The organism is Pseudomonas sp. (genome assembly GCF_030690725.1).
Lineage (GTDB): Bacteria > Pseudomonadota > Gammaproteobacteria > Pseudomonadales > Pseudomonadaceae > Aquipseudomonas.
Window position 1 is genome coordinate 1 of record NZ_JAUYGD010000063.1, and the last position, 26,999, is coordinate 26,999.

Annotated in this window: 22 protein-coding genes and 1 pseudogene; 8 read left to right on the forward strand and 15 right to left on the reverse strand. The window is 52.9% G+C overall.

Annotated elements, in window-relative coordinates:
- From Q8O69_RS15180 to Q8O69_RS15190, 3 genes are all read right to left on the reverse strand, one after another.
- On the reverse strand, nucleotides 1-570 hold a 570-nt coding region (locus Q8O69_RS15180), incomplete at its 3' end, for an OprD family outer membrane porin (protein ID WP_305593122.1).
- A gap of 128 nt (nucleotides 571-698) precedes the next feature.
- Nucleotides 699-2,102: a heavy metal sensor histidine kinase gene (locus Q8O69_RS15185; protein ID WP_090256274.1), complete on the reverse strand. Its 1,404-nt coding sequence runs from the start codon at nucleotides 2,100-2,102 to the stop codon at nucleotides 699-701.
- On the reverse strand, nucleotides 2,099-2,773 hold the full coding sequence (locus tag Q8O69_RS15190; protein WP_090256273.1) for a heavy metal response regulator transcription factor: 675 nt from the start codon (nucleotides 2,771-2,773) through the stop codon (nucleotides 2,099-2,101). The genes Q8O69_RS15185 and Q8O69_RS15190 overlap by 4 nt, the downstream gene beginning before the upstream one ends.
- A gap of 570 nt (nucleotides 2,774-3,343) precedes the next feature.
- Between Q8O69_RS15190 and Q8O69_RS15195 the strand changes: the two genes are divergently transcribed.
- From Q8O69_RS15195 to Q8O69_RS15210, 4 genes are all read left to right on the forward strand, one after another.
- Nucleotides 3,344-4,612 (forward strand): TolC family protein, encoded by a 1,269-nt coding sequence (locus Q8O69_RS15195; RefSeq protein WP_090256272.1) that lies wholly within the window; start codon nucleotides 3,344-3,346, stop codon nucleotides 4,610-4,612.
- Between the two features lie 152 nt (nucleotides 4,613-4,764).
- Nucleotides 4,765-6,354, forward strand: a complete 1,590-nt coding sequence (locus Q8O69_RS15200; protein WP_143003858.1) for an efflux RND transporter periplasmic adaptor subunit — start codon at nucleotides 4,765-4,767, stop codon at nucleotides 6,352-6,354.
- A gap of 14 nt (nucleotides 6,355-6,368) precedes the next feature.
- Entirely contained in the window at nucleotides 6,369-6,710 is a 342-nt protein-coding gene (locus tag Q8O69_RS15205; protein ID WP_090256271.1) for a P-II family nitrogen regulator, read from the forward strand.
- Between the two features lie 11 nt (nucleotides 6,711-6,721).
- Nucleotides 6,722-9,844: an efflux RND transporter permease subunit gene (locus Q8O69_RS15210; protein ID WP_090256270.1), complete on the forward strand. Its 3,123-nt coding sequence runs from the start codon at nucleotides 6,722-6,724 to the stop codon at nucleotides 9,842-9,844.
- Nucleotides 9,845-9,950: 106 nt separating this feature from the next.
- On the opposite strand, the gene Q8O69_RS15215 is transcribed toward Q8O69_RS15210, so the two are convergent.
- The 8 genes from Q8O69_RS15215 to Q8O69_RS15250 all read right to left on the reverse strand — a co-directional run bounded on the left by Q8O69_RS15215 (nucleotide 9,951) and on the right by Q8O69_RS15250 (nucleotide 18,591).
- Complete coding sequence (locus Q8O69_RS15215; RefSeq protein WP_167143944.1) at nucleotides 9,951-10,919, reverse strand: arsenic resistance protein; 969 nt, start codon at nucleotides 10,917-10,919, stop codon at nucleotides 9,951-9,953.
- 458 nt (nucleotides 10,920-11,377) lie between these two features.
- Nucleotides 11,378-11,656, reverse strand: coding sequence for a hypothetical protein (locus tag Q8O69_RS15220; RefSeq protein ID WP_241693742.1), 279 nt, complete (start codon nucleotides 11,654-11,656; stop codon nucleotides 11,378-11,380).
- Between the two features lie 147 nt (nucleotides 11,657-11,803).
- The gene (locus Q8O69_RS15225; protein WP_167143947.1) at nucleotides 11,804-13,129 is read right to left on the reverse strand and encodes an OprD family porin; all 1,326 of its coding nucleotides are present in this window, start codon (nucleotides 13,127-13,129) and stop codon (nucleotides 11,804-11,806) included.
- A gap of 625 nt (nucleotides 13,130-13,754) precedes the next feature.
- Nucleotides 13,755-14,624: a sterol desaturase family protein gene (locus tag Q8O69_RS15230; RefSeq protein ID WP_257776551.1), complete on the reverse strand. Its 870-nt coding sequence runs from the start codon at nucleotides 14,622-14,624 to the stop codon at nucleotides 13,755-13,757.
- Nucleotides 14,625-14,692: 68 nt separating this feature from the next.
- Nucleotides 14,693-15,439 (reverse strand): AraC family transcriptional regulator, encoded by a 747-nt coding sequence (locus tag Q8O69_RS15235; protein WP_167143953.1) that lies wholly within the window; start codon nucleotides 15,437-15,439, stop codon nucleotides 14,693-14,695.
- Nucleotides 15,436-15,948, reverse strand: coding sequence for a signal peptidase II (lspA, locus tag Q8O69_RS15240; RefSeq protein WP_167143956.1), 513 nt, complete (start codon nucleotides 15,946-15,948; stop codon nucleotides 15,436-15,438). Before lspA ends, Q8O69_RS15235 begins: the two co-directional genes overlap by 4 nt.
- Nucleotides 15,945-16,292: a DUF3703 domain-containing protein gene (locus Q8O69_RS15245; RefSeq protein ID WP_167143959.1), complete on the reverse strand. Its 348-nt coding sequence runs from the start codon at nucleotides 16,290-16,292 to the stop codon at nucleotides 15,945-15,947. The genes lspA and Q8O69_RS15245 overlap by 4 nt, the downstream gene beginning before the upstream one ends.
- Nucleotides 16,293-16,308: 16 nt before the next feature.
- Nucleotides 16,309-18,591: a heavy metal translocating P-type ATPase gene (locus Q8O69_RS15250; RefSeq protein ID WP_167144326.1), complete on the reverse strand. Its 2,283-nt coding sequence runs from the start codon at nucleotides 18,589-18,591 to the stop codon at nucleotides 16,309-16,311.
- A gap of 235 nt (nucleotides 18,592-18,826) precedes the next feature.
- Between Q8O69_RS15250 and cadR the strand changes: the two genes are divergently transcribed.
- The 4 genes and pseudogenes from cadR to Q8O69_RS15270 all read left to right on the forward strand — a co-directional run.
- Nucleotides 18,827-19,279, forward strand: a complete 453-nt coding sequence (cadR, locus tag Q8O69_RS15255; protein ID WP_167143962.1) for a Cd(II)/Pb(II)-responsive transcriptional regulator — start codon at nucleotides 18,827-18,829, stop codon at nucleotides 19,277-19,279.
- A gap of 261 nt (nucleotides 19,280-19,540) precedes the next feature.
- Complete coding sequence (locus tag Q8O69_RS15260; RefSeq protein ID WP_167143966.1) at nucleotides 19,541-19,978, forward strand: disulfide bond formation protein B; 438 nt, start codon at nucleotides 19,541-19,543, stop codon at nucleotides 19,976-19,978.
- On the forward strand, nucleotides 19,975-20,619 hold the full coding sequence (locus Q8O69_RS15265) for a thioredoxin domain-containing protein (protein WP_167143970.1): 645 nt from the start codon (nucleotides 19,975-19,977) through the stop codon (nucleotides 20,617-20,619). Before Q8O69_RS15260 ends, Q8O69_RS15265 begins: the two co-directional genes overlap by 4 nt.
- Nucleotides 20,620-20,762: 143 nt before the next feature.
- Nucleotides 20,763-21,019 (forward strand): annotated as a pseudogene (locus Q8O69_RS15270) (HipA domain-containing protein); the annotation flags it as partial.
- Nucleotides 21,020-21,057: 38 nt separating this feature from the next.
- Here Q8O69_RS15270 and Q8O69_RS15275 read toward each other — a convergent pair.
- Genes Q8O69_RS15275 through Q8O69_RS15290 form a run of 4 tightly spaced genes read right to left on the reverse strand, consistent with a single transcriptional unit; the run spans nucleotide 21,058 to nucleotide 26,996 of the window.
- Complete coding sequence (locus Q8O69_RS15275; RefSeq protein WP_167143973.1) at nucleotides 21,058-21,513, reverse strand: hypothetical protein; 456 nt, start codon at nucleotides 21,511-21,513, stop codon at nucleotides 21,058-21,060.
- Between the two features lie 2 nt (nucleotides 21,514-21,515).
- Nucleotides 21,516-24,173, reverse strand: a complete 2,658-nt coding sequence (locus Q8O69_RS15280; protein WP_305593123.1) for a hypothetical protein — start codon at nucleotides 24,171-24,173, stop codon at nucleotides 21,516-21,518.
- Nucleotides 24,174-25,778: a site-specific integrase gene (locus tag Q8O69_RS15285; protein ID WP_305593124.1), complete on the reverse strand. Its 1,605-nt coding sequence runs from the start codon at nucleotides 25,776-25,778 to the stop codon at nucleotides 24,174-24,176.
- Nucleotides 25,779-26,996: a tyrosine-type recombinase/integrase gene (locus Q8O69_RS15290; RefSeq protein ID WP_257776546.1), complete on the reverse strand. Its 1,218-nt coding sequence runs from the start codon at nucleotides 26,994-26,996 to the stop codon at nucleotides 25,779-25,781. It lies immediately after the preceding gene.
- Between the last annotated feature and the right edge of the window lie 3 nt (nucleotides 26,997-26,999).

Here is a 26,999-nt window from a genome sequence, read left to right on the forward strand (position 1 = left end):
AATGCTGAGGTCTTCGCTATCGGATGAGTCGCGCTGACTTACTTGCTTGAGCTGGCCTGCATCGAAGGTAAGCCCGTCAATCTCCAGCGAATTCAGGTGCCCGCCTTGAAAGGTCTGTGGCAGCAGGCGCGAATCGTTTGCTTGGACGGTTGGCAGTCTGGGTTGCAGCGTGCCCAGTTTCAGCACGCTGTTTGAGGCGCGCAGCTTCGCGGTTAAGCCCATCTCACCATATTCATCCTGCGCGGCACGAGGTGCTTCTTTATCGCGCTTGAGCAGGCCCGAGCCTGAGCGGTCGGCGCTAGAGTCCAGCTTGAGGCCAAGCATGCCAATGGCGTCGATGCCCACGCCGACTGTCCCTTCGGTGAACCCGGATTCGTAGCGCAGCAGGAAGCCCTGGGCCCATTCTTCCTGCTTTGATTGGCTGGCTGAGTCTTGGCGGAAGTCGCGATTGAAATAGAAGTTACGCGCTTCCAGCCCGGCTTTGCTGTCTGCGAAAAACTCAGCTGCGGCTGGCTGGCTAAGACTGAGTACCCCAGTACTCACCGCGACTGCCAAGAGGGTCTTCTTCATTGTTGTTTATCCATGTTCAGGGGGGTGGCATATCGGGGAGCCGTCGCTGTATGCCGTGCTCTCCGAATAGGGGCGGGTTCCTCTGCGGCCAATCTTCGGCTGGTCGTTATGCCTGTACGCCTGCAGGTCTAGGTCGAGGAACCATTGCGGACTTTGGGGAAGATCAAACGGAATACGGTGAAGCTGCCTGGCAGGCTACTGACCTCGACCGTGCCCTGATGCAGGCTCATGATCGAGCGAACAATTGCCAGGCCCAGCCCTGTCCCACCTTCGGCACGAGAGCGGCTGGTATCGACGCGGTAGAAGCGTTCGAACAAATGAGGGATGTGCTGTGCGGGGATGCCAATCCCCGGGTTTCCCACCGAGAACGACACGGTTTCGCTGTGCTTCTCGATCAGCAGCGAGATGTTTGCGCCAATGGGGCTGTGCCGAATCGCATTGGACAAGAGGTTTGAAATGGCGCGCTGTACCATCAGCCGATCACCGAAGGTTCGGCCGGCCCCGGAAATGCTCAGGCTGATCTGTTTCTCTTCAGCGGAGATGCTGAACAGATCCACAACGCGTCTTGCCTCGTCCTCCAGTGCAATCTTCTCGAAGGGAACCAGGGATGCGGGGTGGCTGACTTGAGCGAGAAACAGCATGTCGGACACGATTCGGGTGACGCGCTCCAGCTCTTCTGTGCAGCATTCCAGTACGGCTTTGTACTCCTCAGGTGGACGCTGTCTTGAGAGCGTTACCTGCGCTTTACCCATCAGGTTGGTGATAGGTGAGCGCAACTCATGGGCCAGGTCATCAGAGAACTGCGATAGCTGCTGAACGCCACCATCAAGACGATGCAGCATGAAGTTGATGCCGTGGGCCAGCGCGCTGAGTTCTTGTGGAAGTTTGTCGACGGAAATCCGATGGGTCAGATCCTGCGTGGATATCAGCGATGCAACCTGGCGAAATTGCCGGAGCGGAGAAAGGCCCCGTTGTACAATCCACCATGCGCCCATGCCAATTAGCGCCAGAAGAAGAGGGAGCGCGATCAACGTTGACTTGAGGTAGGCACTGAGCAGTGCTTCGTCGGCAGATCGATCAATTGAGAGTAAGACCCTGACGTGGTCGCCGTCGTTGAGCAGCATCACCTTGGATGCGGTCAGGAAGTTGTTTCCCTCAGCATCCGACCAGCTTTGGTAAATAGGGGTATCGCCTGCTGGTATGTTGGCAAGAATGGGCTCCCTGGATTTCTCACCCAGATTCAGGAGTAATTTGGTGCCTGACTTTTTCCCGTAGATCGTCAGGTGCAGATTGTCATGCCCCATGACCAGATCCAGCAGCTCGTGAGGTTGCTGGGCAATTGCATGTGCGCTCATGTCTTCGGCGAGATTGTGCTGAATCTGCTCAAGTTTGCCGTCAAGACTCTGCTTGGCCAACGAGTCCAGCTCATGGGTAAGCGCGAAGTAGGCGAGTGCTGCTAGCAGAACAACCAGTGCCGCCCCCATCACGCTGACCGACAGGCCAAGGCGCATGGATAGACTGGTCGGCTTCATGCACGTTCCTCAAGCACGTACCCGACACCCCTGAGGGTGTGAATCAGCTTGTTATCGAACGGGTCATCAATTTTGGCGCGTAGTCTGCGGATGGAGACTTCGACGACGTTGGTGTCGCAGTCAAAATTCATATCCCAGACCAGCGAAATGATCTGGGTGCGCGATAGCACTTCCCCAGAGCGGCGCATCAGTAGGTGCAGCAACGCAAACTCTTTAGTGGTCAGGTCGATGCGCTGCTCACCACGGAACGCGCGGTGCCTCGCCGGATCAAGCTCAAGGTCGGCTACCCGCAGCACTTCCGGTACTGGAATTTGCTCGCTTCGCCGTAGCAACGTACGAATTCGCGCAAGTAACTCAGGGAACTCGAACGGTTTGACTAAATAATCATCCGCCCCCAAATCCAGGCCTTTAATTTTATCCACTAAGCGCCCGCGTGCAGTCAGCATTATCACGCGAGTACTGCTGTTACTGCGTATATGCTCAAGCACGCCCCAACCATCAATTCCAGGCAGGTTTACATCAAGCACTACCAAGTCGTAAGTGTGCTGCCTAACAAGGTGGAGACCGTCCACGCCAGTGGCGGCCTTATCAACTACATAGCCACTTTCGCTTAAACCTTGGTGTAAGTATTCGGCAGTCTTGGGCTCGTCCTCGACAATAAGGATTCGCATAAAAATTCACCTTAAAATATGCGGCCAGTATTTTTAGATATTTTTTTGTTATGGCTGCGGAGTGGTTTTAATTCTTTCATCGGCGGTCACGGATATGACCTACGGCTTTTCAGGTTGCTCCAAGGCTAAAGCCTGAAGCGGCTTTAGGGTCAAGCTGTAATGCCTATTTCGCATGGCTCAAAGGGGTTAAGCGACAACATGTCGCAGTACTTGTCCTTATCCAAAACACCCAACTTTTGACTGGCAGGGCTGCCCGGGGGCGCTACCCGCGAGGCAACCGCTATTTAACTGTGTTTGTTTCTAGTTGTTGCTGGGCGCTAAATTGCCTGCTCTCTTGAGCGCTGCCAATACTAATACAGGCCTACTTGGAAAAGTGCTGGATAACGTATTTGTAATTTTCCAGTCACCTTGCTGATAGGCATGGAGCACTACATTCTGCCGGGAATTGGCTTTCTACTTATTTTCCCAAGCGATAATCCTCGATATCCCTCGGGATTAATAAATATAAAGGCCTTCATTATATTCCAGCAGAGCTAGTTCTGTGGAGGACTTTAAGTGCATGTAAAAACAATGGCCGGACATGGAGTTGGAATAGGTAAATTCTGTGTATTTTCAGGGCTACTGGCTGCATTGTTAATTGCTCCAGTTCCAACAACTGCTGCCGAATCAACAAGGCAGTCAATAACGATTGATGAGGCGTTTGCGCAAGCGCTCACTGAGAACCAGGAGTTCGCTGCAGCACAATGGAATACAGGTATTGCCGAAGGTGCTCGTACTCAAGCTGGGCTGATCCCGAATCCTGAGTTGTCCTGGAGCGTTGAGGACACGCGCAGTGAGTCGCGCGTTACCAGCATTCAGGTATCTCAGCCAATTGAGCTGGGAGGCAAGCGTAGCGCGCGTATTGATGTGTCTGAGCGTGATCAGGACGCGGTGGCGATTGATCTGGAGCGTAAGAAAAACATCTTGCGCGCTGAGGTCATCCAGGCCTTTTACTCAGCTCTGCGTGCCCAGGAAGGACTGCAGCTTTCCACACAGTCGTTAGACCTTGCCCGTCGCGGACTTCAGGTGGTCGAAGGGCGCGTAAAGGCCGGCAAGGCTTCGCCAATCGAAATTTCGCGTGCTCAGGTGCAGCTTTCGGAAATTCAACTGGAGCTGAATCGCGCACGCCTCAATCAAAGCAATGCCTACAAGCAACTGGCGCTCATAACGGGTGCCAAGACACCGAACTTCGCGCATGTCGAGGGTGATCTTGAGCGCCTGCCGTACCTGCCGTCGCAGGCTGAGATGCTTGCACGCATAACAGATACAGCGGACCTACGGCTGGCCAACACGCAAATCCAGCGTGCCGAGTCTTCCTTGGAACTCGAAAAGTCGCAGCGCATTCCAGACCTCACCGTCAGCGTTGGCAGCCAGTACGACGAAGGGCTTGGCGAGCGCGTCAATTTGCTCGGCTTGTCGATGCCTATTCCGTTGTTCAACCGCAACCAAGGCAATGTGCTGGCCGCTGCTCAAGGAGCTGACCAAGCGCGGGATTTGCGCAATGCCGCAGAGCTCCGCCTGCGCGCGGAAGCCCAGCAGGCATTTGAGCAGTGGGAAAGCGCTAGAAGTGAAGTCGACTCGATCAGCGGCACACTGCTGCCGACCGCGCAGCAAGCAGTAGAGGGCGCAGTACGTGGATTCGAGATGGGCAAGTTTGCCTTTATCGATGTACTCGATGCTCAGCGCACCCTCGTAAGCATGCGCTCCCAATACCTGAATACCCTGGATGAAGCTATTTCGGCCTGGGTGAGCTTGGAGAAGATTTACGGCTCCCAACTCAACATCGAATTCAAAAAATAAGCATCTCTCACACCTACATAACGCCTTAGATGGTCGCGTCATGCGACATGAAGCCTCGCCTGCTTTCCTGGCGGCTGCATGTTTATTGAGCGCGTTTAGTCGCCGCCTGGGCATGAGTCAAATTCAATACTTTTGATAATTTGGAGTTACCAATGGCATCAACAACTCCCAGAAAGCAGTGGCTGATGATTGTGGCTGTTGTCGTCATCGGTTTAGCCGTGGCGGGTCTGATTCTAAGTGGTAGCCCTGGTAAGTCCGGGGAGGAAGGCCATGGCCATGATGAGAGTCATGAGGATGTATCGGCTCACGCAGATCCCGAGCACCACGGGGAGGCTTCGGCCGACGAGCATGAAGAGGCCGATGAGCATGCAGATAAAGAGCACCATGAAACTGTAGAACCCACCAAGGGCGAGCATGGCGGCAAGCTTTTCACCGAGGGTGATTATGCACTTGAAGTGACGATTTTTGAGGAGGGCGTAGAGCCTCAGTTCAGGCTCTATACCTACCTGGACGGTAAGCTTTTAAATCCTACTGAAAGCACGGTACAGGTGACCTTGTTGCGTCTTGGCCAACCTGCGCAAATCATCAATTTCAGCAAAGAGAATGACTACCTACGTGGCGATGCCGCGGTTGTAGAGCCGCATTCATTCCAGGTTTCCATCAGCGCCAAGCACAGTGGCAAGAGCTATTCGTTCGGTTACGAGCAGGTTGAGGGCCGCGTGACGATGACGGATGCGCAGCTTGAGCAGGGTGGCGTCACGCTCGCCACTGCTGGTCCAGCGAAAATCGCCTCCACGCTGCAAGTGCTCGGCGAGGTTCGTTACAACGGTGACCGCACGGTTCAGGTGACCCCGCAACTTGCCGGGCGCGTCGACTCGGTGGCGGTTAGTGCTGGCGATACGGTCAGCAAGGGTCAGGTATTGGCCAAAATCTCCAGCCAGGCGCTGGCCGAACTGCGTGGCGAGCTAATGGCCGCCCAGCAACGCTCTGCGCTTGCCCGCACGACCTATGCACGTGAAAAGCAATTGTGGGAAGAGAAGATTTCCGCCGAGCAGGACTTCCTGCAGGCGCAAGTTGCCATGCAGGAAGCTGCTATCGCAGTGCAGCGCGTCCAGCAACAAATCGCTTCGCTGGGCGGTGCCCCGGCCAAAGGCCAGAATCTCACCGAATTCGAGATTCGTGCCCCTATCGATGGCGTGATAACCAGCAAAAGCATCTCTGTTGGTGAAGTACTCAAAGAGGACTCCGCAGTCTTTACCGTCTCGGATTTGTCGACCGTATGGGTGGACTCAACCGTCGCGGCGAAAGACTTGGGCGTAATCGCCGAAGGGCAAAACGTTGTCGTGAGCTCCAGCGCATTCGCCGCCACGGCTAAGGGCTCCATTTCCTATGTCAGCGCTCTGGTTGGGGCGCAAACCCGCTCGGCGACTGCTCGCATCGTGCTAGCCAACCCAGATCGGATATGGCGGCCTGGTTTGCCAGTGACGGTCGAGGTGATTGCCCAGGAGAACGACGTTCCCGTTGCAGTAGCGGTCGAAGCGATCCAGACCGTTCGCGATTGGCAGGTAGTGTTCGGCCGCTTCGATAACCAGCTAGAAGCTCGGCCTCTTGAGCTGGGCAAATCCGACGGCCACTTCGTCGAGGTTATCTCGGGTCTGAAGGCGGGCGATCGATACGCGCTGAAGAACAGCTTCCTGATCAAAGCTGAGCTTGGCAAAGCCGGCGCGAGCCATGACCACTAATTCGGAGTCGAGCTATGAAACAAGTTACAGCTATTTTTCGTCCGATCCGGCTTGAAGCCGTCGAGCAAGCGCTGCACGCACTGCCGCATCTACCAGGATTCACCATCCTGCCAGCCCATGGTCATCCGCGTGGTCACGGCAAGGATCATGGATATATCGCAGACGAATGGAATCCAGACGCCCATCAGCATCTCGTGCTGCTGGCGTTCTGCTCCGATGAGGTTGCCGATGAGATCGTCCATGCCATCGAGAAGGCCGCCCACACAGGTGTTCCCGGTGATGGAATCGTCGCCGTGGCCCCTTTGACCGACGCATTGCGCATCCGTACTGGAGAGCGCGGTGATGCTGCGCTTTAGGGGAAATTGACATGTACGAACGATTAATTCGCTTCGCCATCGACCAGCGCTGGCTAGTCTTGCTGGCTGTGCTCGGCATGGCGGCGTTGGGTGTTTACAGCTACCAGAAGTTGCCGATTGATGCGGTTCCCGACATCACCAACGTGCAGGTGCAGATCAATACCGAGGCAAAGGGCTACTCGCCACTGGAAACTGAGCAACGCGTGACCTTTCCGATTGAATCGGTAATGGCTGGGCTGCCCAACTTACAGGAAACGCGTTCAATCTCACGCTACGGGTTGTCGCAGGTCACCGTCATTTTCGAAGACGGCACAGACATCTACTTCGCTCGTCAGTTGGTGAATGAGCGGATACAGGAAGCGCGTAGCAATCTACCCAGTGATCTGTCGCCGAGCATGGGGCCAATCGCTTCTGGTCTGGGCGAGATCTACATGTGGACCATCGAGGCGCAAGACGGTGCGAAGAAGCCGGATGGCAGCGCCTATACTCCGATGGATTTGCGTGAGATTCAGGACTGGATCGTCAAGCCGCAACTGCGAACCGTCAAAGGTGTTACCGAGATCAACACCATTGGCGGTTATGCCAAGGAGTTCCAGGTTTCACCCAAGCCGGAGCGCCTGGTCGCACATGGCCTCAGCCTGCAGGACATTGTGGTTGCGTTGGAGAGCAATAATGCCAACGTTGGTGCGGGCTACATCGAACGCAGCGGCGAGCAGTACCTGATCCGCGCTCCGGGACAAGTCGGCAATATCGCTGACATCGCCAACATCATCATCAAGAACACCGATGGTGTTCCTGTGCGCATCGGTGATGTGGCCGAGGTTGGCCTGGGTAAGGAGCTGCGCACCGGGGCCGCTACTGAGAACGGCCAGGAGGTGGTGCTCGGCACTGCCTTTATGTTGATTGGTGAGAACAGCCGCTATGTATCGCAGGCTGTCGACCAGCGCATAAAGGAGATCAATCGCAACCTGCCGAAAGGAGTCATAGCGAAGACGGTCTATGACCGCACTGTATTGGTCGATAAGGCCATCAATACGGTGAAGAAGAATCTGATCGAAGGCGCTCTGCTGGTTATCGCTATCCTGTTCCTGTTCCTGGGTAACATTCGGGCGGCCCTCATCACCGCAATGGTGATTCCGCTGTCGATGCTGTTCACCTTTACGGGCATGGTCAGCAACAAGGTCAGCGCGAACCTGATGAGCCTTGGCGCACTCGATTTCGGCATCATCATCGATGGTGCCGTGGTGATCGTAGAGAACTGCGTGCGTCGTTTGGCTCACGCCCAGGCCGCAGCAGGCCGAACGTTGACCCGTAATGAGCGCTTCCATGAGGTGTTCGCGGCGTCGAAGGAGGCGCGTCGTCCACTGCTGTTCGGCCAACTGATCATTATGGTGGTGTACCTGCCGATATTTGCGCTCACCGGCGTGGAAGGCAAGATGTTCCACCCAATGGCGTTCACCGTGGTGACAGCCCTGTTCGGAGCCATGATCCTCTCGGTGACATTCGTCCCGGCAGCTGTTGCACTGTTCCTCAATGGCAACGTCAGTGAAAAAGAAAATCGGCTAATGGCCTGGGTCAAGCAAGGCTACGCGCCGTTGCTAGATTGGGTCATGGTCAGCAAGCCGTTAGTGCTGACCATTGCGACAGTCATCATGGTGCTTTCTGGTTTAGCTGCTTCGCGGATGGGCAGTGAGTTCGTGCCGAGCCTGGATGAGGGCGATATCGCTTTGCATGCCCTGCGTATTCCTGGCACTAGCCTTTCGCAAGCAATTGAAATGCAGGTGCAACTCGAACAACGAATCAAATCCTTTGCCGAGGTTGATACGGTGTTCGCCAAGCTTGGAACTGCTGAAGTCGCAACCGATCCAATGCCGCCGAACGTGGCGGACAACTTTGTCATGCTAAAGCCGCGCGACCAGTGGCCCGATCCTGATCGCAGCAAAGCCGATTTGGTTGCGGCGATGCAGGAGGCGGTTGAACAGGTTTCCGGCAACAACTATGAGTTCACTCAGCCCATTCAGATGCGCTTCAACGAGCTGATCTCCGGCGTACGCAGTGACGTCGCAGTGAAAGTGTTTGGCGATGACATGGATGTGATGAACGAGACCGCCGAGCAAATCGCTGAGGTGCTGGAGGGTATTCCAGGAGCAGCTGATGTGAAGGTCGAACAGACCACCGGTCTGCCGATGCTCAGCGTACAAATCGACCGTGAGAAAGCCGCACGATTCGGTTTGAATGTCTCGGAGATTCAGGACGCCATTTCCACCGCCATCGGCGGGCGCGAGGCGGGTGCACTGTTTGAAGGTGACCGGCGTTTCGATATCCAAGTTCGCCTGGCGGACGAGTGGCGCAATGATGTCGACAAGATCCAGCAGCTACCTATTCGTCTGGCCAATGGCGATGGGTTGGATGGCCCAGGGTTTGTGCGCTTGGCTGATGTGGCGAGTGTGGTGTCCGCACCGGGGCCGAACCAGATCAGCCGTGAAAGTGGCAAGCGCCGCGTGGTGGTCACCGCTAACGTTCGCGGTCGCGATATCGGCTCATTTGTCGCCGAGGCCGAGAGCAAGATCGCCCAGGCGGTTAGCGTCCCTACAGGCTACTGGACGACCTGGGGCGGCACCTTCGAGCAGCTTCAGTCGGCGGCCAAGCGCCTGCAGATTGTCGTACCGGTCTCATTGCTGCTGGTGTTCACACTGCTCTTTATGATGTTCGGCAATGTCAAAGATGGCCTGCTGGTGTTCACCGGCGTGCCCTTCGCGCTGACAGGCGGGATCATGGCCTTGTGGCTGCGAGATATTCCGCTCTCGATCTCCGCGGGCGTGGGTTTCATTGCTTTGTCGGGCGTGGCGGTGCTCAACGGCCTGGTAATGATTTCCTTCATTCGCAGTTTGCGTGAGAACGGCATGGGGCTGGACGAGGCCATCCGCGAAGGCGCATTGACGCGCCTACGGCCAGTGCTGATGACTGCTTTGGTGGCGTCTCTGGGCTTTATTCCAATGGCCACTGCCATCGGTACGGGCGCGGAAGTTCAGCGCCCTCTGGCGACGGTAGTGATTGGCGGAATTCTGTCCTCAACAGCGCTGACGCTGCTGGTTTTGCCATTGCTCTACCGCTTGGCCCATCGTCTGCGCTAAGTTCACAGCGCTATTCGTTTGCAACTGAAAAGCCCCGCTCTTGAGCGGGGCTTTTTGCTTACCGTAAATACCGCTCAATGTGGGCGGTGACTGTGCCGTGACGTCCTCAGCGGCTTTTTTTACGCCAGATGAGAATCGGCACTGCCCGGATGTAGACAAGTTCACCCACCAACTCAACCAGTGTCTGGGTGATGACCGCTGCGGCTGCAAGCCCTCGTATTTCTTCAGGTAATGCCAGGGCCAGCGGAAGAACCACCAACGAGTTACGTGTGGCGGTACTGAAAGTAACCGCTCTCGCCGTCGAGGCGGGCAGTTTATAAGCTTTTGAAGCGAGTGCGCCCACTACGGGGGCCAAAAGCATGAAACCGATATACACCGGGATCACCGGTAAAAGCTGGTCGATATCACGTACCACTGGCGAGATTTGCGACCCAACCACCGCAATGAGAACTGCCGCCATCGCAGGGACTGGCATCCATGCCCATACGGTGTTCCAGCGACCTACGATCCGCGAGCGCTTAGCCAAGGCTGCTGTAGCCACCGCGAGCAATAAAGGCACGACAATCAGTGCGAGAAAGGCTTCAGCGAAAGGCGCTATCGAGATAACGACTTGGGATTGCTCCCCTAGCATAAAAGCCAAATACACAGGCAACAGCACAAGTTGCAACAGCAAGAGGATGGGGGTTGCTGCAAGAATCGCACGCGAGTCGCCTCTGCCTATGTGCGTAAATACCACCACGTAGTCGATACAGGGAGTGAGCAAAACCAGAAGAGCGCCGATTAGTACTGCCGGGTGTTCTGCGAGCCCTCTGGTTAGTGCCCACACCAACAGTGGAATCAGTACAAAATTGGCGATCAGCAAGGCAGACATGAAGCGTTTGTTGCTAAGACTCTCGCGGAAATCAAGAAAGGGGATTTGCAGGAACATCGCGTACATCAGCACGGCGATAGTCGGGGTCACTAATGCGTTCAGGCTCTGCGTAGCTGCAGGAGCTATTAACCCACCGATTGCCGCTGCAATGACCGCAACGAAATAGATCGGTATCTGGTTTTGTTCAAGCGCATCCCTACTCATAGCATCCTCAAGGAGTAAAAACTTCAGCTTACATGAGGTAGCGGAGAGCGCGGCGATACTCTTGGATGGCCTGAATCATGAAAAATTGAGATGGGCACGGCGTCTAGCTATTGAGTAGGTATCTGCTGACGGTGCAAGGGCGCGGTATTCAAATGACACCGTGTTCTAGCATCGGGGTGATAGCCAGTGCCTTTGCAGATATCAGGCAGATCAATCTAAAGGCCTGCACCGGTATCATTTTGCCCTTCTTGCTACACGCTGACAGCGATGGCTTGTTGCAGACATGAATGACTTGCGGAAGAGTAGAGTTAGTTTTCTAGCTTGGAGGTTTAAACTCCCAGTGAGTCTTTTTTATTAAAGATTAAATAAAAAAAGCGCCCCGAAGGGCGCTTAGGGTACACCTCTTTCCAAAGGAGCTCGGGAGCTTCTAGAGGTGAACATCGTTCGGAAGTGGGCGGTTAGTCAGCGTTGGTTTCTTTTTTAATATCGGTATTGGCCCGATTTTGGTTGCTGGTCTTAACCTTTAGTTCGTCCGCCGGTTTGGCAGAAGGCTCAGTTCCGTGAATTCGTTTTTGATCTGCTCGAAATTTTTCCTGAGCTTTCATTGAGCGATCATAGCCATCTTCTGCATAAGTCTGTGTGGAGCCGACAAGAAGTACCGATCCAATAACTAGAGCTTTCAACATCTTCATAAGGCAGGCCTCGTAAAATTCAATTAGTAGCTTGTCGAGGTTCATGGACAAGTTCTGCAAGTTCGAGTGAATTTTACGGGGGTGAAGCTAACAGCAGCGTGAGCTCAACATTACATTCTTGAAATCTAATAACTATCTATCTTGTTATGCATGAGCGGGCAGGGCTTTTAGAGCCCGCCCGCCCATCCATTTTTAGAGCACGCTCAGTGGGTACTCGACGATCAGACGAACCTCGTCCAGATCCGACTCGTAATCCGTTGCGCGGGTAGTCATCTGGCGAACGCGGAAGGACATATCTTTCAGCGAGCCAGCTTGTACGACGTACTTGGCTTCGATGTTGCGCTCCCAGCGCTTCTGGTCGGTCAGCGGATTACCATCGGCATCACGACGCATATACACATTGTTGGCGTCGGAGTAGTCCGCATCTGTACCCAGCGCATAGCGCGTCATGAAGGTCAGTCCAGGAACGCCATAGCTGGCCATATCTAGGTCGTAGCGCAGCATCCAGGACTTCTCTTTCGGCGAGTTGAAGTCGCTGTACTGAATAGAGTTGTCGAGGAAGATGGAATCAGACTGGCGCAGGTAGTCGAAATCATCGTCGCCGTTGTTGCGCTGGTGCGACAGGGCAACGCTGTGTGCACCGAACTGCACACCCACTTTGCCGCTGTAAATGTCGTTATCGAACTCACCCAGCAGCTGCTGGCCGTCATCGACAGCTTTGTAGTAGTTCAAACCACCGAACAAGGAAACACTGTCGGTCAGCGGGTAGGTGAAGGACGTACCGGCATAGTGCTGCTTCCAAGCATCCTTGAGTTGGCTGCTATAGAGACTAAAGCTCAGGTTGTCATTTAGCGAATAGTCACCGCCGAAATAGGCAACCCATGGCGACGCGACAGAGCCCGCATAGAAGGTTGCGAATTCATCACGCATGGTGCTGACCTGCGGCTGGCTCATGGCATGCAGGCGGCCACCCTGAAGGGTCAAACCATCAAAGCTGGTGTTCTCAACCGTAACGCCGCGAAAGCTTTCCGGTAGCAGGCGGGAGTCACCGTAGTGAACCACCGGAGTCATGGGGAACACATCACCCACTTTGACAACGGTGTCGAATAGCCGGGCTTTTACTGCACCACCCACTTTGGAGTAGTTATCTTCAGCTTCACCATCACTATTTACCGGCAGCAGATTAACAGTACCACCTGGGCCATATCGACCATCCCCGGTATCCAGTTTAAGGCCGAGCATGGCGAAGGCATCAATACCAAAGCCTACGGTGCCTTGGGTAAAGCCCGACTCGAACTGGCCAATGATGCCGTGTGCCCAAGCTTCAGTATAACCATTGTCAGTGTTGCTCGACTGACCTTTACGAAAGTCACGGTTCATGTAGAAGTTACGGTTGAGAATATTGAAACTGCTACCTTCTACAAAACCTTCGGCTTGCTCTTCTGCGGCCGCCATGAGCGGAGCTGCACTGACAATCGCCGAAAATACTGCAAGGGATAGTTTGGTTTTATTAAGCATTTATTGCTCCTTTATATTGGCAGTTATTAGTCTAGTTTTCGCCATGGCGTTCTTATAGGTATTGCACCCTCAAGCGCTCTGCGCCTTTGGGGAGCTGAGCCCTATCCTTGCAAGCTGAAGATAACTTGAAGATGATTGGAAAATTACAATTCTGTAATCTTCACAAGGCGGCAATAAAAGTTGTCTTAAAGCGACATTTAAGTGCAGGTTTTCAACAAAAACGGCGTATAGGCCGTGAGAGCGCCCAGCTTGGGTTGGCCCAGGTCATTCGCTAGAGAGGCGATCAGCTCACTGCAACGCTATGTATTGCAGTGAAATGGGCCACTTGCTCCAGAGGATATGAGTCGCCCATTCCAGTGGTTGTGCACCACTCTGCTGATGGTTTCGAGCCATGAACCAGTAGTTGAATCAGCTCGCGTTTGAGTTCGGCCGAGCTCGCAATCGATGCGATCTCCAGCTCAGATTAACTGCGACTGGCATAGCCTTGGGCTCACATTGGTTGCGGGCGAGCGAGCTTACGTTGGGTGGCATCGGCTCAACGGGCGCGCGCTTTCATCAGCTAGCCAGAGCCACTCACTAGGGGCATCGTGTTGCACCTAGCGGCAGCCCTTCGCAAGAGAATCCGTTAGCCTTGGCTTGTAAGGTCTCGCCCAAAGGGTTCGGTCAACTGTCCAAGGTAGTCTTTGGGATAGTCCTTTTCATGCAATCCAACCTCTGCCTCTCCCAGCTTCCCTGCGCTGTCGTAGAACGTGCCAAACAGTCGATCCCACACCATCAGAAACTCTCCGAAGTTAACCTGGGCATCCGCAAAGTCGCGCTTGTGATGCCAGCGATGAATTTCAGCAACCCCGATGATGTGGCGCAGCCATCCCAGTCGGTAGTCCAGGTTTGCATGCTGGAACGCCAAGTGCACGGTCAAAATGCCAAACCAGGTAGCAACCACTGCGGATGGAGCACCTGATGCGAGCAGAATCACCAGCCCCGGACCGGCCATGAGTGCGGCGTGCAAGGGGTGTCGGCGCTCCCCGTTGATCCAGTACAGCCGCTCGGCGCTGTGATGAATCATGTGAAAACGCCACAGCCAGGGTACATGGTGGCTGATACGATGCATGGCATACAGGCTCAGATCGAGCACGGCGGCGACCAGCAGCAGTTGCAGCCAAAGTGGGCTCTCGACTGGGAAGAGACGAACCGTAGCTGGCACTGCATCGCCCAGCCTGGCCAGGATTTCAGCGGTGAACTGGATGACGGAGAGATTCACCAGCATGTGCAGTAGGTCGGTCGCGGTGTCTTGATGATCCTCAAGCCAGGCTTCGCGAAAAGGCTGGATGCGCTCTAACCCCGCGACGCTTAACAGACCCACCGCGGCGACTACCGGTGTGGTGGGCCAATACGGCACTCCCGCGTACAGCGCCCAGAGCATGAAGGCGGCACAGCCACCAAACACAAGTGGATAGCTCAGCCAGCGTAGGGGGAATCGCAGGAAAATAGGCATCGCTCAGCTCCTGGGTAGGGAGCCATGACTGTATGTGGGGAGACCCGCTTTCGGCTTGAACGAAAGAGCTATGACTCCTGAAGATCGACCTCAGCCAGTGCGGAAGAAGGATCGATGCCCAGCAGCGTCCGGAATGTCCGGGAGAAATGCGCCGAGTCAGAAAAGCCCGCTGCATGAGCTGCTTCGGTTAGTCGTACACCTTTGGCCACATATTGCAGGGCCTGCGTGAGACGCAACCATTTCGCATAGCTGCGCAGCGGCAGGCCGGTTTGCTCTACAAACCAGTGGGAAAACCGTGAGGGGGATAAATGCACCAACGCGGCCATTTCGTCGCGTCCCATTTGGCCACTACGCAGCGCCTCAACCACAGTGGTCAAACGAGGATCTGAAGGCGGCGGATCGGAAAGTTGCAGTGATTGGCGCACCCCCGCTCTTACCTGAAGTGCAGTGTGCCCTGGCTCACGTAGCGCCTCGATAATCGGCGTGATATCCCCCGGCGCGATCTCAATCACCCGCGCTGTTTCGCTGCCACACAAAGCACGCGCCTCATCGGACACTGCATCCAGATAGATCGATAGCACTCGGTTGGCGCTGAGCCGATGCGGCAAGCCGGCCGGGATGAAGACGGCCGATCCTGTTTGAATGCCCAGCGGCGTTTCAACCAATACAGGTGAATCGAGACCCGCTGAGATCTGATGTGCCTGATGGTGGTGCCAATCCTGGTGGCCGGCACGGCCATGAAAGATGCCGATGCCGGGCCCCACCCAGGCATGGCCTGCCCAGCGCACCGCGCCTGTTGAGGGCAAGTCTTTCATTCTCTGGCTCGGCCGGTTTCCTCATTCGGGTTCAGTAAGCTGCTCAGGATCAACATGGTCGCACCACCGACGATACCGATATCCGCCAGGTTAAACGCAGGCCAATGCCAGGACTGCCAGTAAAAATCCAGGTAGTCGATCACATGGCCTTGCGAGGCTCGATCAATCAGATTGCCAACGGCACCGCCTAAGATGAGGCTATAGCCTAGGGCTTCGCTGTTGGCTCTGGGTTTACGCAATATCAGAGCCAGCACCACCGAAACGACCAAGGCGATGACGCTGAAAAAGTAACGCTGCCAACCACCCGCGTCAGCCAGGAAGCTGAACGCTGCACCGGTATTCCAGAAATGAACCAGATTGAAGAACGGGGCCAGCGGAATGACGCTGCCGACCGGTAGCGCCCCCGCAATTGCGCTCTTGAGCGCTTGGTCGGCCGAGGCAATGGCCAGCGCTAGCGTCCACCAACGCCAGGGAGCGATAAAGTGTGTCACTCCAGGAAGTGACTTCATTGTTCTCCTCCTTGGAGAAGTCGCTGCAACTCCTGAGAGATGGGCATGGGCGCGAAAGCACTGATCCTCGAGCGGCCGGTATTGCCGATGGGCACCCAAATTCTGGAAAACAGCAGGGCCGCGACAATGCGCGGTATTTGCCCCGCCACCTCGCGATAATCGCCAATTTGCCAGCCGAGCGTGAGCATCAGCCAGTGTGACCTGGCATGCAGCAAAGGTTGGCGCTGAGTCAGGATGTGCGCGCGCTCCAGCCATTGAAAGGCATCTGTACTGCGCTGTTCCTGCATGGCCTGCCGGGCCTGCTGAAAGGCTTGTTCAATTGCGAGTTGCAATGCTGCTTTCATCTTCAATCCTCCAACCCTACTTTTTAAGCAGGCGCAGGCCGTTGAACACCACCAGCAGACTGACACCCATGTCGGCAAAGACGGCCATCCACATCGTCGCCTGCCCCGTTAAGGTAATGGCGAGAAACAGGGCCTTGATCCCTAACGCCAGCACGATGTTCTGCTTGAGGATGACGGCGGTCTGTTGAGACAGGCGGATGAAGGCCGGGATCTTGCGCAGGTCGTCATCCATCAAGGCCACATCCGCAGTTTCGATGGCCGTGTCCGTGCCGGCGGCGGCCATGGCGAAACCGATTTCAGACTTCGCCAGCGCCGGCGCATCGTTGATGCCATCGCCGACCATCCCTACAACGTAGCCGCGCGCCTGCAATGCTTCAATGGCCTGCAATTTGTCGACTGGCAGAAGGTTGCCGCGTGCCTCGTCGATGCCTACCTGCTGTGCAATCGCATCTGCGGTGTGCGGGTTATCGCCGGTCAGCATTGTGGTCTTCACGCCAAGCGCGTGAAGCTCCTCAATTGCCTGGCGGCTGGAGTCCTTGACGGTATCGGCAACGGCGAACAGGGCAATGGCACGCTGCGGATTGCACAGCACCACCACTGTTTTACCTTGGCGTTCGAGACGCTCCAGCGTCGCTTCCAGCTCGGGTGAGCAGAGGCCAAGCTCTTCCACCAGGCGGTGGTTACCCAGGTGGAAATCTATGCCTTCGATGGTGCCTCGAACACCTCGACCCGGCAGGGCTTCGAATCCCTCAACGGCAGCAAACGTCAGGCCATTCTCAGTGGCATGCTTGGCTATTGCCTGCGAAACCGGGTGGTCAGAGCGACTGGCGAGGCTGGCAGCATGAGTACGGTAGAGTTCTGAATCCTGTTCAACCAACGGCATGTAATCGGTCTGTACCGGCTTGCCATGAGTAATGGTTCCGGTTTTGTCGAGTGCCAGGAAGCCAAGCTTGCCACCGATTTCCAGATAGACGCCGCCTTTGACCAGAATGCCTTTACGCGCCGCCGCTGCCAGGCCACTGACAATGGTGACGGGCGTCGATATGACCAAGGCGCAAGGGCAGGCGACCACCAGCAGCACCAAAGCACGGTAGATCCAGTCGTACCAGGGCTCGGCCATGAAGAGTGGCGGCACAATGGCGATAGCTAGGGCGAATAGGAATACGACAGGGGTGTATACCTTGGCGAATTGATCGACAAAGCGCTGGGTCGGCGCACGTGAACCCTGCGCCTCTTCGACCGCGTGAATGATACGTGCCAGCGTGGTGTTGGCAGCGGCGGCTAGGACGCGGTATTCCAGGGAGCCGGCTTCGTTGATGGTTCCTGCAAAAACCGGGTCGCCAATGGTTTTCTCTACGGGCAGGCTTTCCCCCGTGATGGGCGCTTGGTTGATGGTGGAGTTGCCGGACGTAACCTCGCCGTCGAGACCGATTCGTTCGCCCGGTCTTACCCTGACCAATGCGCCTACGGCGATAGTTTTAACGTCAACTTCAAGCCATGTGCCATCGATCTGCTGCACCGTGGCGCGCTCCGGCGTCAGATCCATCAGGCCGCGGATGGCATTGCGAGCCCGATCCAATGACTTCGCTTCGATCAGTTCTGCTACAGAAAAGAGGAACATGACCATGGCCGCTTCTGGCCATTGCCCAATCAGCACCGCACCGGTCACCGCGATACTCATCAGCGCATTGATGTTCAGGTTGCGGTTCTTCAGCGCGATCCAGCCCTTTTTATAGGTCGTTAGGCCGCACAGCAGAATGGCGAGCAGCGCCACGCCAGCCACAGCCCAATCTGGCGCAAGCTCGGCAAAGTGGATCACTTCCGCCGATACGGCGGCCACGCCCGAGAGCGCCAAGGGCCACCAGGCTTTCTTGCGCGGGGTTCCTTGCGCTTCTTCATTTGCTGTTGCTGAATCCTCAACCACTGGCGTGAAACCAAGGTCGCGAATCGCGGCCAGTGCTGCTGGCAATGCTTCTGCTGTGTGGCTAAACGTCAGTACGCGTTGCAGCAGGTTGAACTCCAGCGCGCTGATGCCGGGCACTGAGGAGAGCTTGTCGCGGATCAGCTTTTCTTCCGTTGGGCAGTCCATCTGTTCAATTTTGATGCGGGCTTGCCCTTCAGCAGAGAGCGGTTCTGCCTGCATTCCCAGGGACAAGATCGCCTCCTCGATGGGGGCGGTCGACGGCAAGTTGTGCCATACCCCAAGAATCCGTTTGATCAGGTTGAAGTCGAGCTTATCTACGCCTGCGAGCTTGCTCAGCTTGTCCTGAATCAGCGACTGTTCGGTAGGGCAGTCCATTTGCGCAATGCGAAAGCTGCTGAGCCTGGAGCCAGCTACGGCATTTACCGTTGAGGCTGTAGCGGAGGAGCACTTAATTGCCTCATTGGGGTCACAGCAGACATCATTTGAAACCGCTTCAGGTTTGTGTTCATCACTGCAGCAGCCAGCCATGGGGGTATCCTCATTGATCAGTTATGCAGAGTGAACACCCTGAAGCCACTACATGGTCAAGCGTTTGTCGAAGAGGTATTTCATGAAAATTGGAGAGCTGGCCAAGCTTGCCGATTGCCAGGTTGAAACGGTTCGCTATTACGAGCGCGAGGGGCTGTTGCCGGCTCCGGCTCGCAGCGAGGGTAACTACCGCCTGTACAGCAGTGAGCACCTTGAGCGGCTTACGTTCATTCGCAACTGCCGAACGCTGGACATGACCCTGGACGAGATCAGAAGTTTGCTGGCGCTGATGGATCGGCCAGAGGAAAACTGTGAGGGTGTAAATAGCTTAGTGGATGAGCACATTGAGCATGTGCAAGCACGCGTGACCAGCCTGTTGGCGCTGCAAAAACAGCTGGTTGAGTTGCGCCACCGCTGCGCTTCTGAGCGGGGCGTAGACGAGTGCGGAATCCTCCAGCGCCTGAACACCACTGGCGGAGTCAATGCGCTTCCGGATGACGGGCACACCCATGTTGGGAAAAGCCACCGTCATTGACCATCGCCTTAGAAGAGCGCGGAAAGTATTTACAAACCCCCGGCGCGATTCACGTTGTAGTTGCCAGCCCCAGCCTTAATGGGAGCTTCGTCATCAAGATGAACCGCCCAGCTCGATAGTTGCTGTGCCTGCTGGTTGCAACGCCAAGCGAATCGACCGGTTCCTGTGCAGGACGCATGCTGTAACACAAAGCCAATCGACAGCTGCTGCGGGCCCGCTAACGTGCCATCCCTATTTAAGGAAAATGGCGAGTAAATAACGATGAGAAGCCAGAGTCACCCCTCCGCTAACCCCTGGGGTTTGCTGCTCTCTGTGTGGTTGCTGGCTGTGGCCGCAACCCTAGCCGCCTTGTTTATCGGTGAAGTCATGGGCAAAACCCCATGCGTGCTGTGCTGGTTCCAGCGCATCTTCATGTTTCCTTTGGGGGTAATGCTGACGGTCGCCTGTTATCGCGCGGACTTCGCCGTTTGGCTTTACGCCTTGCCCCTGGCCGTTATCGGTTGGGCAATCGCCCTGTATCACTCCCTGCTGTTCATGGGCATACTTCCAGAAAACCTCAAGCCGTGTAGCGCCGGAACCTCCTGTTCCGGGGCCGATATGCTGATCTTTGGTAGCGTGCCGCTGCCGCTGCTTTCCCTGGCGGCTTTCACCGCCATCGTCTTGCTTCTTGCCCTGATTCGCCGGAGAACCCTTGTATGAATAGACGTGCCATCGTACTGACCATCAGCGCTGTAACCATTGCCGGCTTTATCGCTGCGGCAGTGCTCTATCAGCGTTTTTCAGCACCTCAGGAGACTCAAGCAGTCACCCAGGCGAGCAGTTCGTTGGTACGTTTCCACTCGCCAACCCTTGGGCCAATCAAGGCGCCGGTCACCATCGTCGAGTTCTTCGACCCATCGTGCGAAAGCTGCCGGGCGTTCTTCCCCTACGTAAAGCAAATCATGGCGCAGTACCCACAGGACGTGCGTCTGGTCGTGCGCTATGTGTTGTTCCACAAAGGTTCAGAAGAGGCCGTGCGCCTGCTGGAGACGGCGCGAATGCAGGGGCTTTACGAGCCTGTGCTAGCAGCCGTGCTGGAGGCCCAGCCGCTGTGGCATGACGACGCGAAAGCGCAGAAGGCCTGGGAAGCCGCAGCAGCAGTTGGCCTGGATGTCGAGAAGGCCCGCGCCACGATGAACTCGCCGGCTATCGACGACATCCTGGCTAAAGACGCAGCGGACGTTAAGAAAGTGGGGATTCAAGGCACGCCAACTTTCTTCGTCAACGGCACGCTGCTGACGAAGTTCGGCCCGGAGCCGCTGCTAGAACTAGTGCAGAGCGAACTGCAAAAAGTACGCTAAACATAGCGACTGGCGCAAACGCTGTGGCTGCGTTATCGAGCACTTTTATGCGAACACTGGAAAACAGGATACCTCCGCCGATTGTGGCCAGTATTTTCGGGTTACTTATGTGGTTGGCAGCCTGCTATGTGCCAGGTCTCGCCTCGAAAACCTCTGGCCTGATCATCAAGGGCGGCCAGGAGGAGTTATCGAGGTTGGCGGTAAACGAGTACCGTTGTATGTCCGCGGCAAGGGCGGCGGGAATTGCGGTGCCGGAACTCTATCTCTCCGCCAACGCCAAGTAGTTAGTTATGCGCCGCATCGACCGAGATGAGAAGCTCAACCCCATCGGTTTCGAGGACAGGGTGGCATTGAGGGGCTGGCCGCGGAGCAAAAGTACAGCAAGAGCTATTTGGCCTTAAATGCCAGTACAAAGCCAGATGATGGCACCCGACTTGGCTAGTGCCCCTTTGATGGCAGCTTGACCACCGAGCCGCCTTTGGCAGGCTTACGAAACACTGGGCTCTCATCTAAGAATTCCGCAGGATCGATATTCTTACGGCGAGCAATCATAGAGGCGTATATGAGTCTTTCGCGCTCCCTATTTAATTGCTTCGTCAACTCCTGGACCTGTGCCTTGAGCACCTCGATCTGGTGATCTCGATCACGATCTCTGGCCGCTTTCAGTGAAACCTCTTGATCGAACTGTTTCTCACCACGAGCATAACTTTTGACAACTTCCTTAATACGTTGAAACTCTTTTTCAAATTCCTTGTTTCGCCAAAGGGTCGGCTTAGATACACCAGACTTATCGGTAATATACTTCCACCCAAAGTTTGAAGGATCTATCAGCTGTCTTTCAAATTGTTGCAATACCGAAAAAGCTTTACCCCATTGCTCAGTAGACGTAGTCACAATCAAGCTACTCCACATTGGAATACACAGTCGCTTGGAACAGAGCCATTGGTCCTAAATGGCTGATAGTCCTTACTCTTTTCAACTTGAATTTCGTTAAGCACCACCTCAGAATTATCTAAAATATAAGAAGCATTTCTAAAAATCGCCATTTGATGTTCGATATGCATTTCAACAGACTCTACCGGGATACCGGGTCTATTCAAGGCTTCAAAAAGCCGCGCCAACTCAATTTCTGATCTATTACGCTCTGACTCGACTTGCTTTATTTGAACTGGATCTAAAAGATCTACAACGAACTCTCTACAGCCTTTTCCTGAATTGCCGGTCAGACACTTCAGATGAAATTCGCAGGGCTTCAAATTAATATCACGAAAACAATGCCCAAGCGGACCGTAATGTACGGTTTGCAGCATATCAGTCAAAAAGGTCTGCACATTCTGGGTCGGAATATCATTGTCAGTCCAAGCCTTGACCTTATTCGCCAGATCACCAATAAAGCGGGACTGCTCAGAGAGCATAAGCTCACCGACTTTCTCAGCACGTTCTTTAGCAGTCTGATGATCGTAATGATCACCTTGACTATCAGATCTTCCCATCCACTTATTCACAATACTTGCAGCCAAGCCCGCCCGAAAAAGTGAATTAGTTTGCCAATGTCGTCCCTTGTGGGTCTGAAACGTACTTACAATCTCTTCATTGGCTACAACACCGTAACGGAGAAACGCTGACTGCCCCTGCTTAGCTGGTTTTATCGCATATAGAACAGAAAAATAGCCAAGGATAGATGGAATGTGTTCGTTATACACACCGCCAAGATTGCTTGGGACAACAAATAAATAATCAGAGACTTTTTGATTTATCCCAAATGTAGCCGAACCAATCTCTACTCCATCCGCTAGAAGTTCCTCTTTAATTCCCTGGATTAGTTCTGACTTAACTTTTGTATTAACTGATACAAAAGCATCTACAACGGCACTTTTAATGCTGGCCTGTTCAACCAAGAACCCAGATACGGCAGAATGCTTAACTCTATTGCTTTTCGCGACTGGCCTATAAAAATTGATTCGTTCTTCCGAGACTCTAAGAAACGAGTAGAACCCAGCCGCATTTGCATTAGCAATGTAGGTCATGGTCTTCTGGTTGAACAGCTCTGGATAAAGTTCCTCAGCATCTAATATCGGAATGTAAGCGCGATAATCATACCCACCACTGACAATATTTCTTATTGCGGCAACTGCATCGTCACGACTAAGATATACTATCCTCGCACCATAAAGACACGACTCCCCCGTCAAGACAAAGGCTTCCAAAGAAGCCAGGCTTTGCGACTGCAACCTATCTTTTAGAGCGTGTACATCCTTAGACCGACTTCCTGCAGGTGGTCGTTTATGGAGCACCTCAAAAAACTCAGAATATAAAACAATATTGCGGCGAAACTCTATCAATTGAGCAAGTCGCTGCTTAACATCAGATCCTCGTACATAATAAACGCACTTTACCTTTCCGAGTGATTTTGAAGTTATCTTAAATCCGTTTTTTTTGTAGAATTTAAGGAGTGAAGTAGAGTCGTGCGAATTCGAGGCAAATGGTAAGTACTCACGCAAATTCTTGAGCTCAACAAGTTCTTCATCCGGCAGATACTTCAGGAGGCGCAACTGTCTTTCAGACGCTGAAACATTAGACTCTATTTTCTTAGATAGACAGTTTAGGGTAGACTCAATATGCCGATCAATTGCTTCTGTTCTTCCCTGAAAGCGATAATCGAGAGTCTCGGCATAGGAACCATCTTCAATGCTCAAAGCCCTTTTTCTGTAGGGTTCGCAGATGGCATCAATTCGGAGAACCGCTTCACAGAGGGCGGCTCTCCAGATAGTAGGGACATACCTGGCGATTGGCTCCGCACCTTTTTCTGTCCATACTCGACAATATAACTCACTGTTTATTGTAACTAAGCAGTTCTTAGGTAACCGCAGAACCTCCCCGATTCTTAGGCCTAATCCATATTGAAATGCCTGAGTCAGAACCGACAACATATCCATCTGAGCACGAAAGCTGCCATCCCACTGGTCTTGCACTGCCCACTTCAACGCTATGATTGCTTTGACCAATTCTGGAAGCGGCAGTTTATCTCCAAGGGCAACACGGCCATACTTATCTTTCTCTTGAAGATCCTGCGTACCGATGAGGTCAAAATTGCTAACGGTCAAGGAAGAATTAAAGATGAATCTGATAAAATAATTTAGCGATCTACATGCACTAGCAGGTGATTTATAGCGTGTTTGAATATATTTAAACGTTGTCATGTAGGAAGATTGATCAAGCCCTCTAAGGTTAACAACACCCTGAGCAGCCATATACTTTACCGCAGCCGATAAGTCCATAACGCGACCAGCTGATACCACCTTGTGGTCCGCCCTTCTGTCCCAGAGATAACTTACCAAGAAGACCTTATTAAGTAGCATTAACTCTGCATTAGTTTCTCCGCGAGCCAGCAAATAAACATTATGCCTTCCGTTATATAACCAGGAGAGATCCTCCCACTTTGACCCATTGAAACAACTGAGTTTTGAGAATCTCTCCTCGGCTTTGCTGGCAAGGCGGTTTAGCTTAATCCGAAGCTCCTCATGCAAAATATCCTGTGCCATTATATTTTGCACTCAGACTTCCTTCACATTAATTAGAACCACGTCCTGCCCTTCAGAGTAGGCGATTGCAGCACGGCAACCAGCTATGGCCTGGTCTATAACTGAAACTACATTAGCGGTGCTGACGGTTAGCAAGCTATCTTTTCGCTCTACCAAACCCTCCAAAGCACTTTCATGTGCTACAACATCTTTATTAGGACAAAATCTGTCACACGAATAGCAAGATACCGCCGGTTCCTCGAAGCATATAGATTGAGACGCACACTTTCCTATGACATTGAAATTTCTTGGTTCACATACGTGACTATATATATTATTTACAAGGTCACCTTCTCTCATCCAAGCAGCTGTGAATTGCTTCTGTTCAATGCGACTCAACGTAGCATTTTCTAGAATCTCCCACATTTCATGAGTGAACCTGAAGTAGTGTTTAATGCTATTCGTATCATTGTGATCGAGTAAATCGGCAAGCTCTTCTGGCGAACAACCGGACATTACTGCTTGCGTGCCAACCGTGTAACGAAATCTATATGCACATAAACTGAATTTCTTTCCGGTACGAGGGGATAATGGCAGCCTATGTTCATTTCCCCAAAGGATATAATTAATTTTGCCACTCGACTTTTGGTAGAGTATGGCCCGCTTTGACTCATCTGAGAAATAGTCACTTGACAACCGCTCTGCATCTTCCCAGTAGTGACTTCCTAAGGTATTTCCGTCTCGTTCTAAATTTATCGATTTTGAGTTAATAAAAAGTGGTAGCTCTGCAGGATCAATACCATCGGGATTTTTTGCAGAATCTATGTAAGACTGAATAAGACTTGCAGTTCTTTCCGTGAGTATTCGAGAGCTGAATTGAACTCGCCGATTGCGCGAATCTTGCTTCACGCGCGGCACGTTAAGATAATACAATCCGCTCCTACTATCTTTAATAAAATCTTTTCTTTTCAATAAAGAAATTTGTATTGGTCTCAACCCAAAACACAAACACAGATCTAACACCAAGCGAAATTCCAACGGAAGTGCCTGGTTATTAACCTGACCTGACAGTACGGAAACTTCCTCTCTAGTAAATGGCCCTCTGGCATCATCCATTACAAATAGAGCTAAATAGGCATTTTCTTTACCTGAATAATTTCGAAGTTTATGGAAATCCTCATACACTTCAAGTGAAAGATCTTCATAGCCGCAAAGCAATAGAAACTTCAAAAATTCCTTACAAGCAGAGATATATGCTGCCTTTTCTTTATTTTCAAGCACAGAAATATTTTCCAAGAAGTCGTTGATATGAACTCCTTTGGACATCTCACGGGCAAACAAATCAAGAAATTTATATTTAATTCTAACAGTTGAAGCGTGATATCTCTCCAAGATATATCTTAGATAACTCCTCGCAATCTCTCTTAACTCAAAATCCAACAGATTAAGATACTGTGATGTAAGATAAACAAACTCACCCGTATCATCCGGCAGTTTTATTGCAGACCGAAAGCCACCATACTCATCAAATAATTCGATGTCATAGCCCAATCGACTTTTTACAAAAGTGCCTCCCGGCAAAAAATCTGAAAGTTCATCGTTGCCGGACAACACCCTCTGACTATGGAGTTCTTTCATTTAATCAACCAGTTGTGGCTTAAGGGCTTCTTGCTGGAGTAGGGCTTGTAACTCGGCAACTTTGGCTTGTATCGATCCTTTAGCATAATGCTCAGGCATATTACTATTCTTAGCCCAACCGCCTGCCGCCTCCTGAATAGGTGCTTTTAAAACCTTACGACTTAAACCACTTTCACCCTTAAATTTTCTATCCAGTGCCTGATTCAAAAGATCATGAAACGTATTGCGAAGGCGATGGGGGCTGAGAAGACCCACAAACTCTGGATATTGTTTTATAAGTTCATTCAGGATTGAATTAGGAGTCTGCACTGAAAGAGGACGCCCATCCCGGTAAGACAGGAAGACATAGCTTGTTGACTGCCAGCCGATGAATTCTTTTCTGACATTCACAATGTAGTGTTCAACTAATGCGGCCAGTTGATCATGCAACACCACCTGCCGGCCGAGTGTTTTAACTGAGGGGGACTCAGCGCGAGGATAATCAATCACATCTTTGTTCTTGACGATGTCGTAATACTTTCGCATTCCTGTAAGCTGGAAATTGTTCAGCTTCAACAACAACGTCTCACCTTTACGATTTCCGCCCAACATCAATAGAAGCAGGAGAATATAATTTCTCCATCGCACCTTATAAATCTTCCAAGGATTTAAATTATTGCTCTCATCAGGGTCAATAATTGCAATGAATTTAGCCTGAAGTGCAGGAGTAAGGCCGACCCTGTCTTTTTTATCGCCCCTGTAAGGGGCTTTCATATACAACTTGAAGCCGGCAGTCATCCTCTCATACGAACGCTTAGCAATTTTGAGTTGCTCTAAGTTTCGAGCGCACCGTCCCTCATAGAACAGCCACAGGTAATCTATAAATTTTTTAGCGCCTCGCATGCGGGCACCATACCAATTCGGATTAACCTGCTCGCCGCTCTGTTGAGCAAAGCCGCAATACGATGAGAAAGACTCAATTTCACCGATAGTAAGCGGATTAAGATTTGCGATGCGCTCAATCAAATCTATTTTTTGAATTTCACAGAACCGATACAGGATCAGAATTGAGCTCTGATCAACTCGTATGGTATTTGGCTTCGAACCATTGTCGAATCGTTGCAAAGCATACGCGCCGGCAAATATATCAACCTGACTACTTTCAGTTACTAGCTTTAGTTTTATACCGCCCAATTTATCGAAGACGACGGTAGTGAGCGAAAAGACTGAATTCTTCAAATG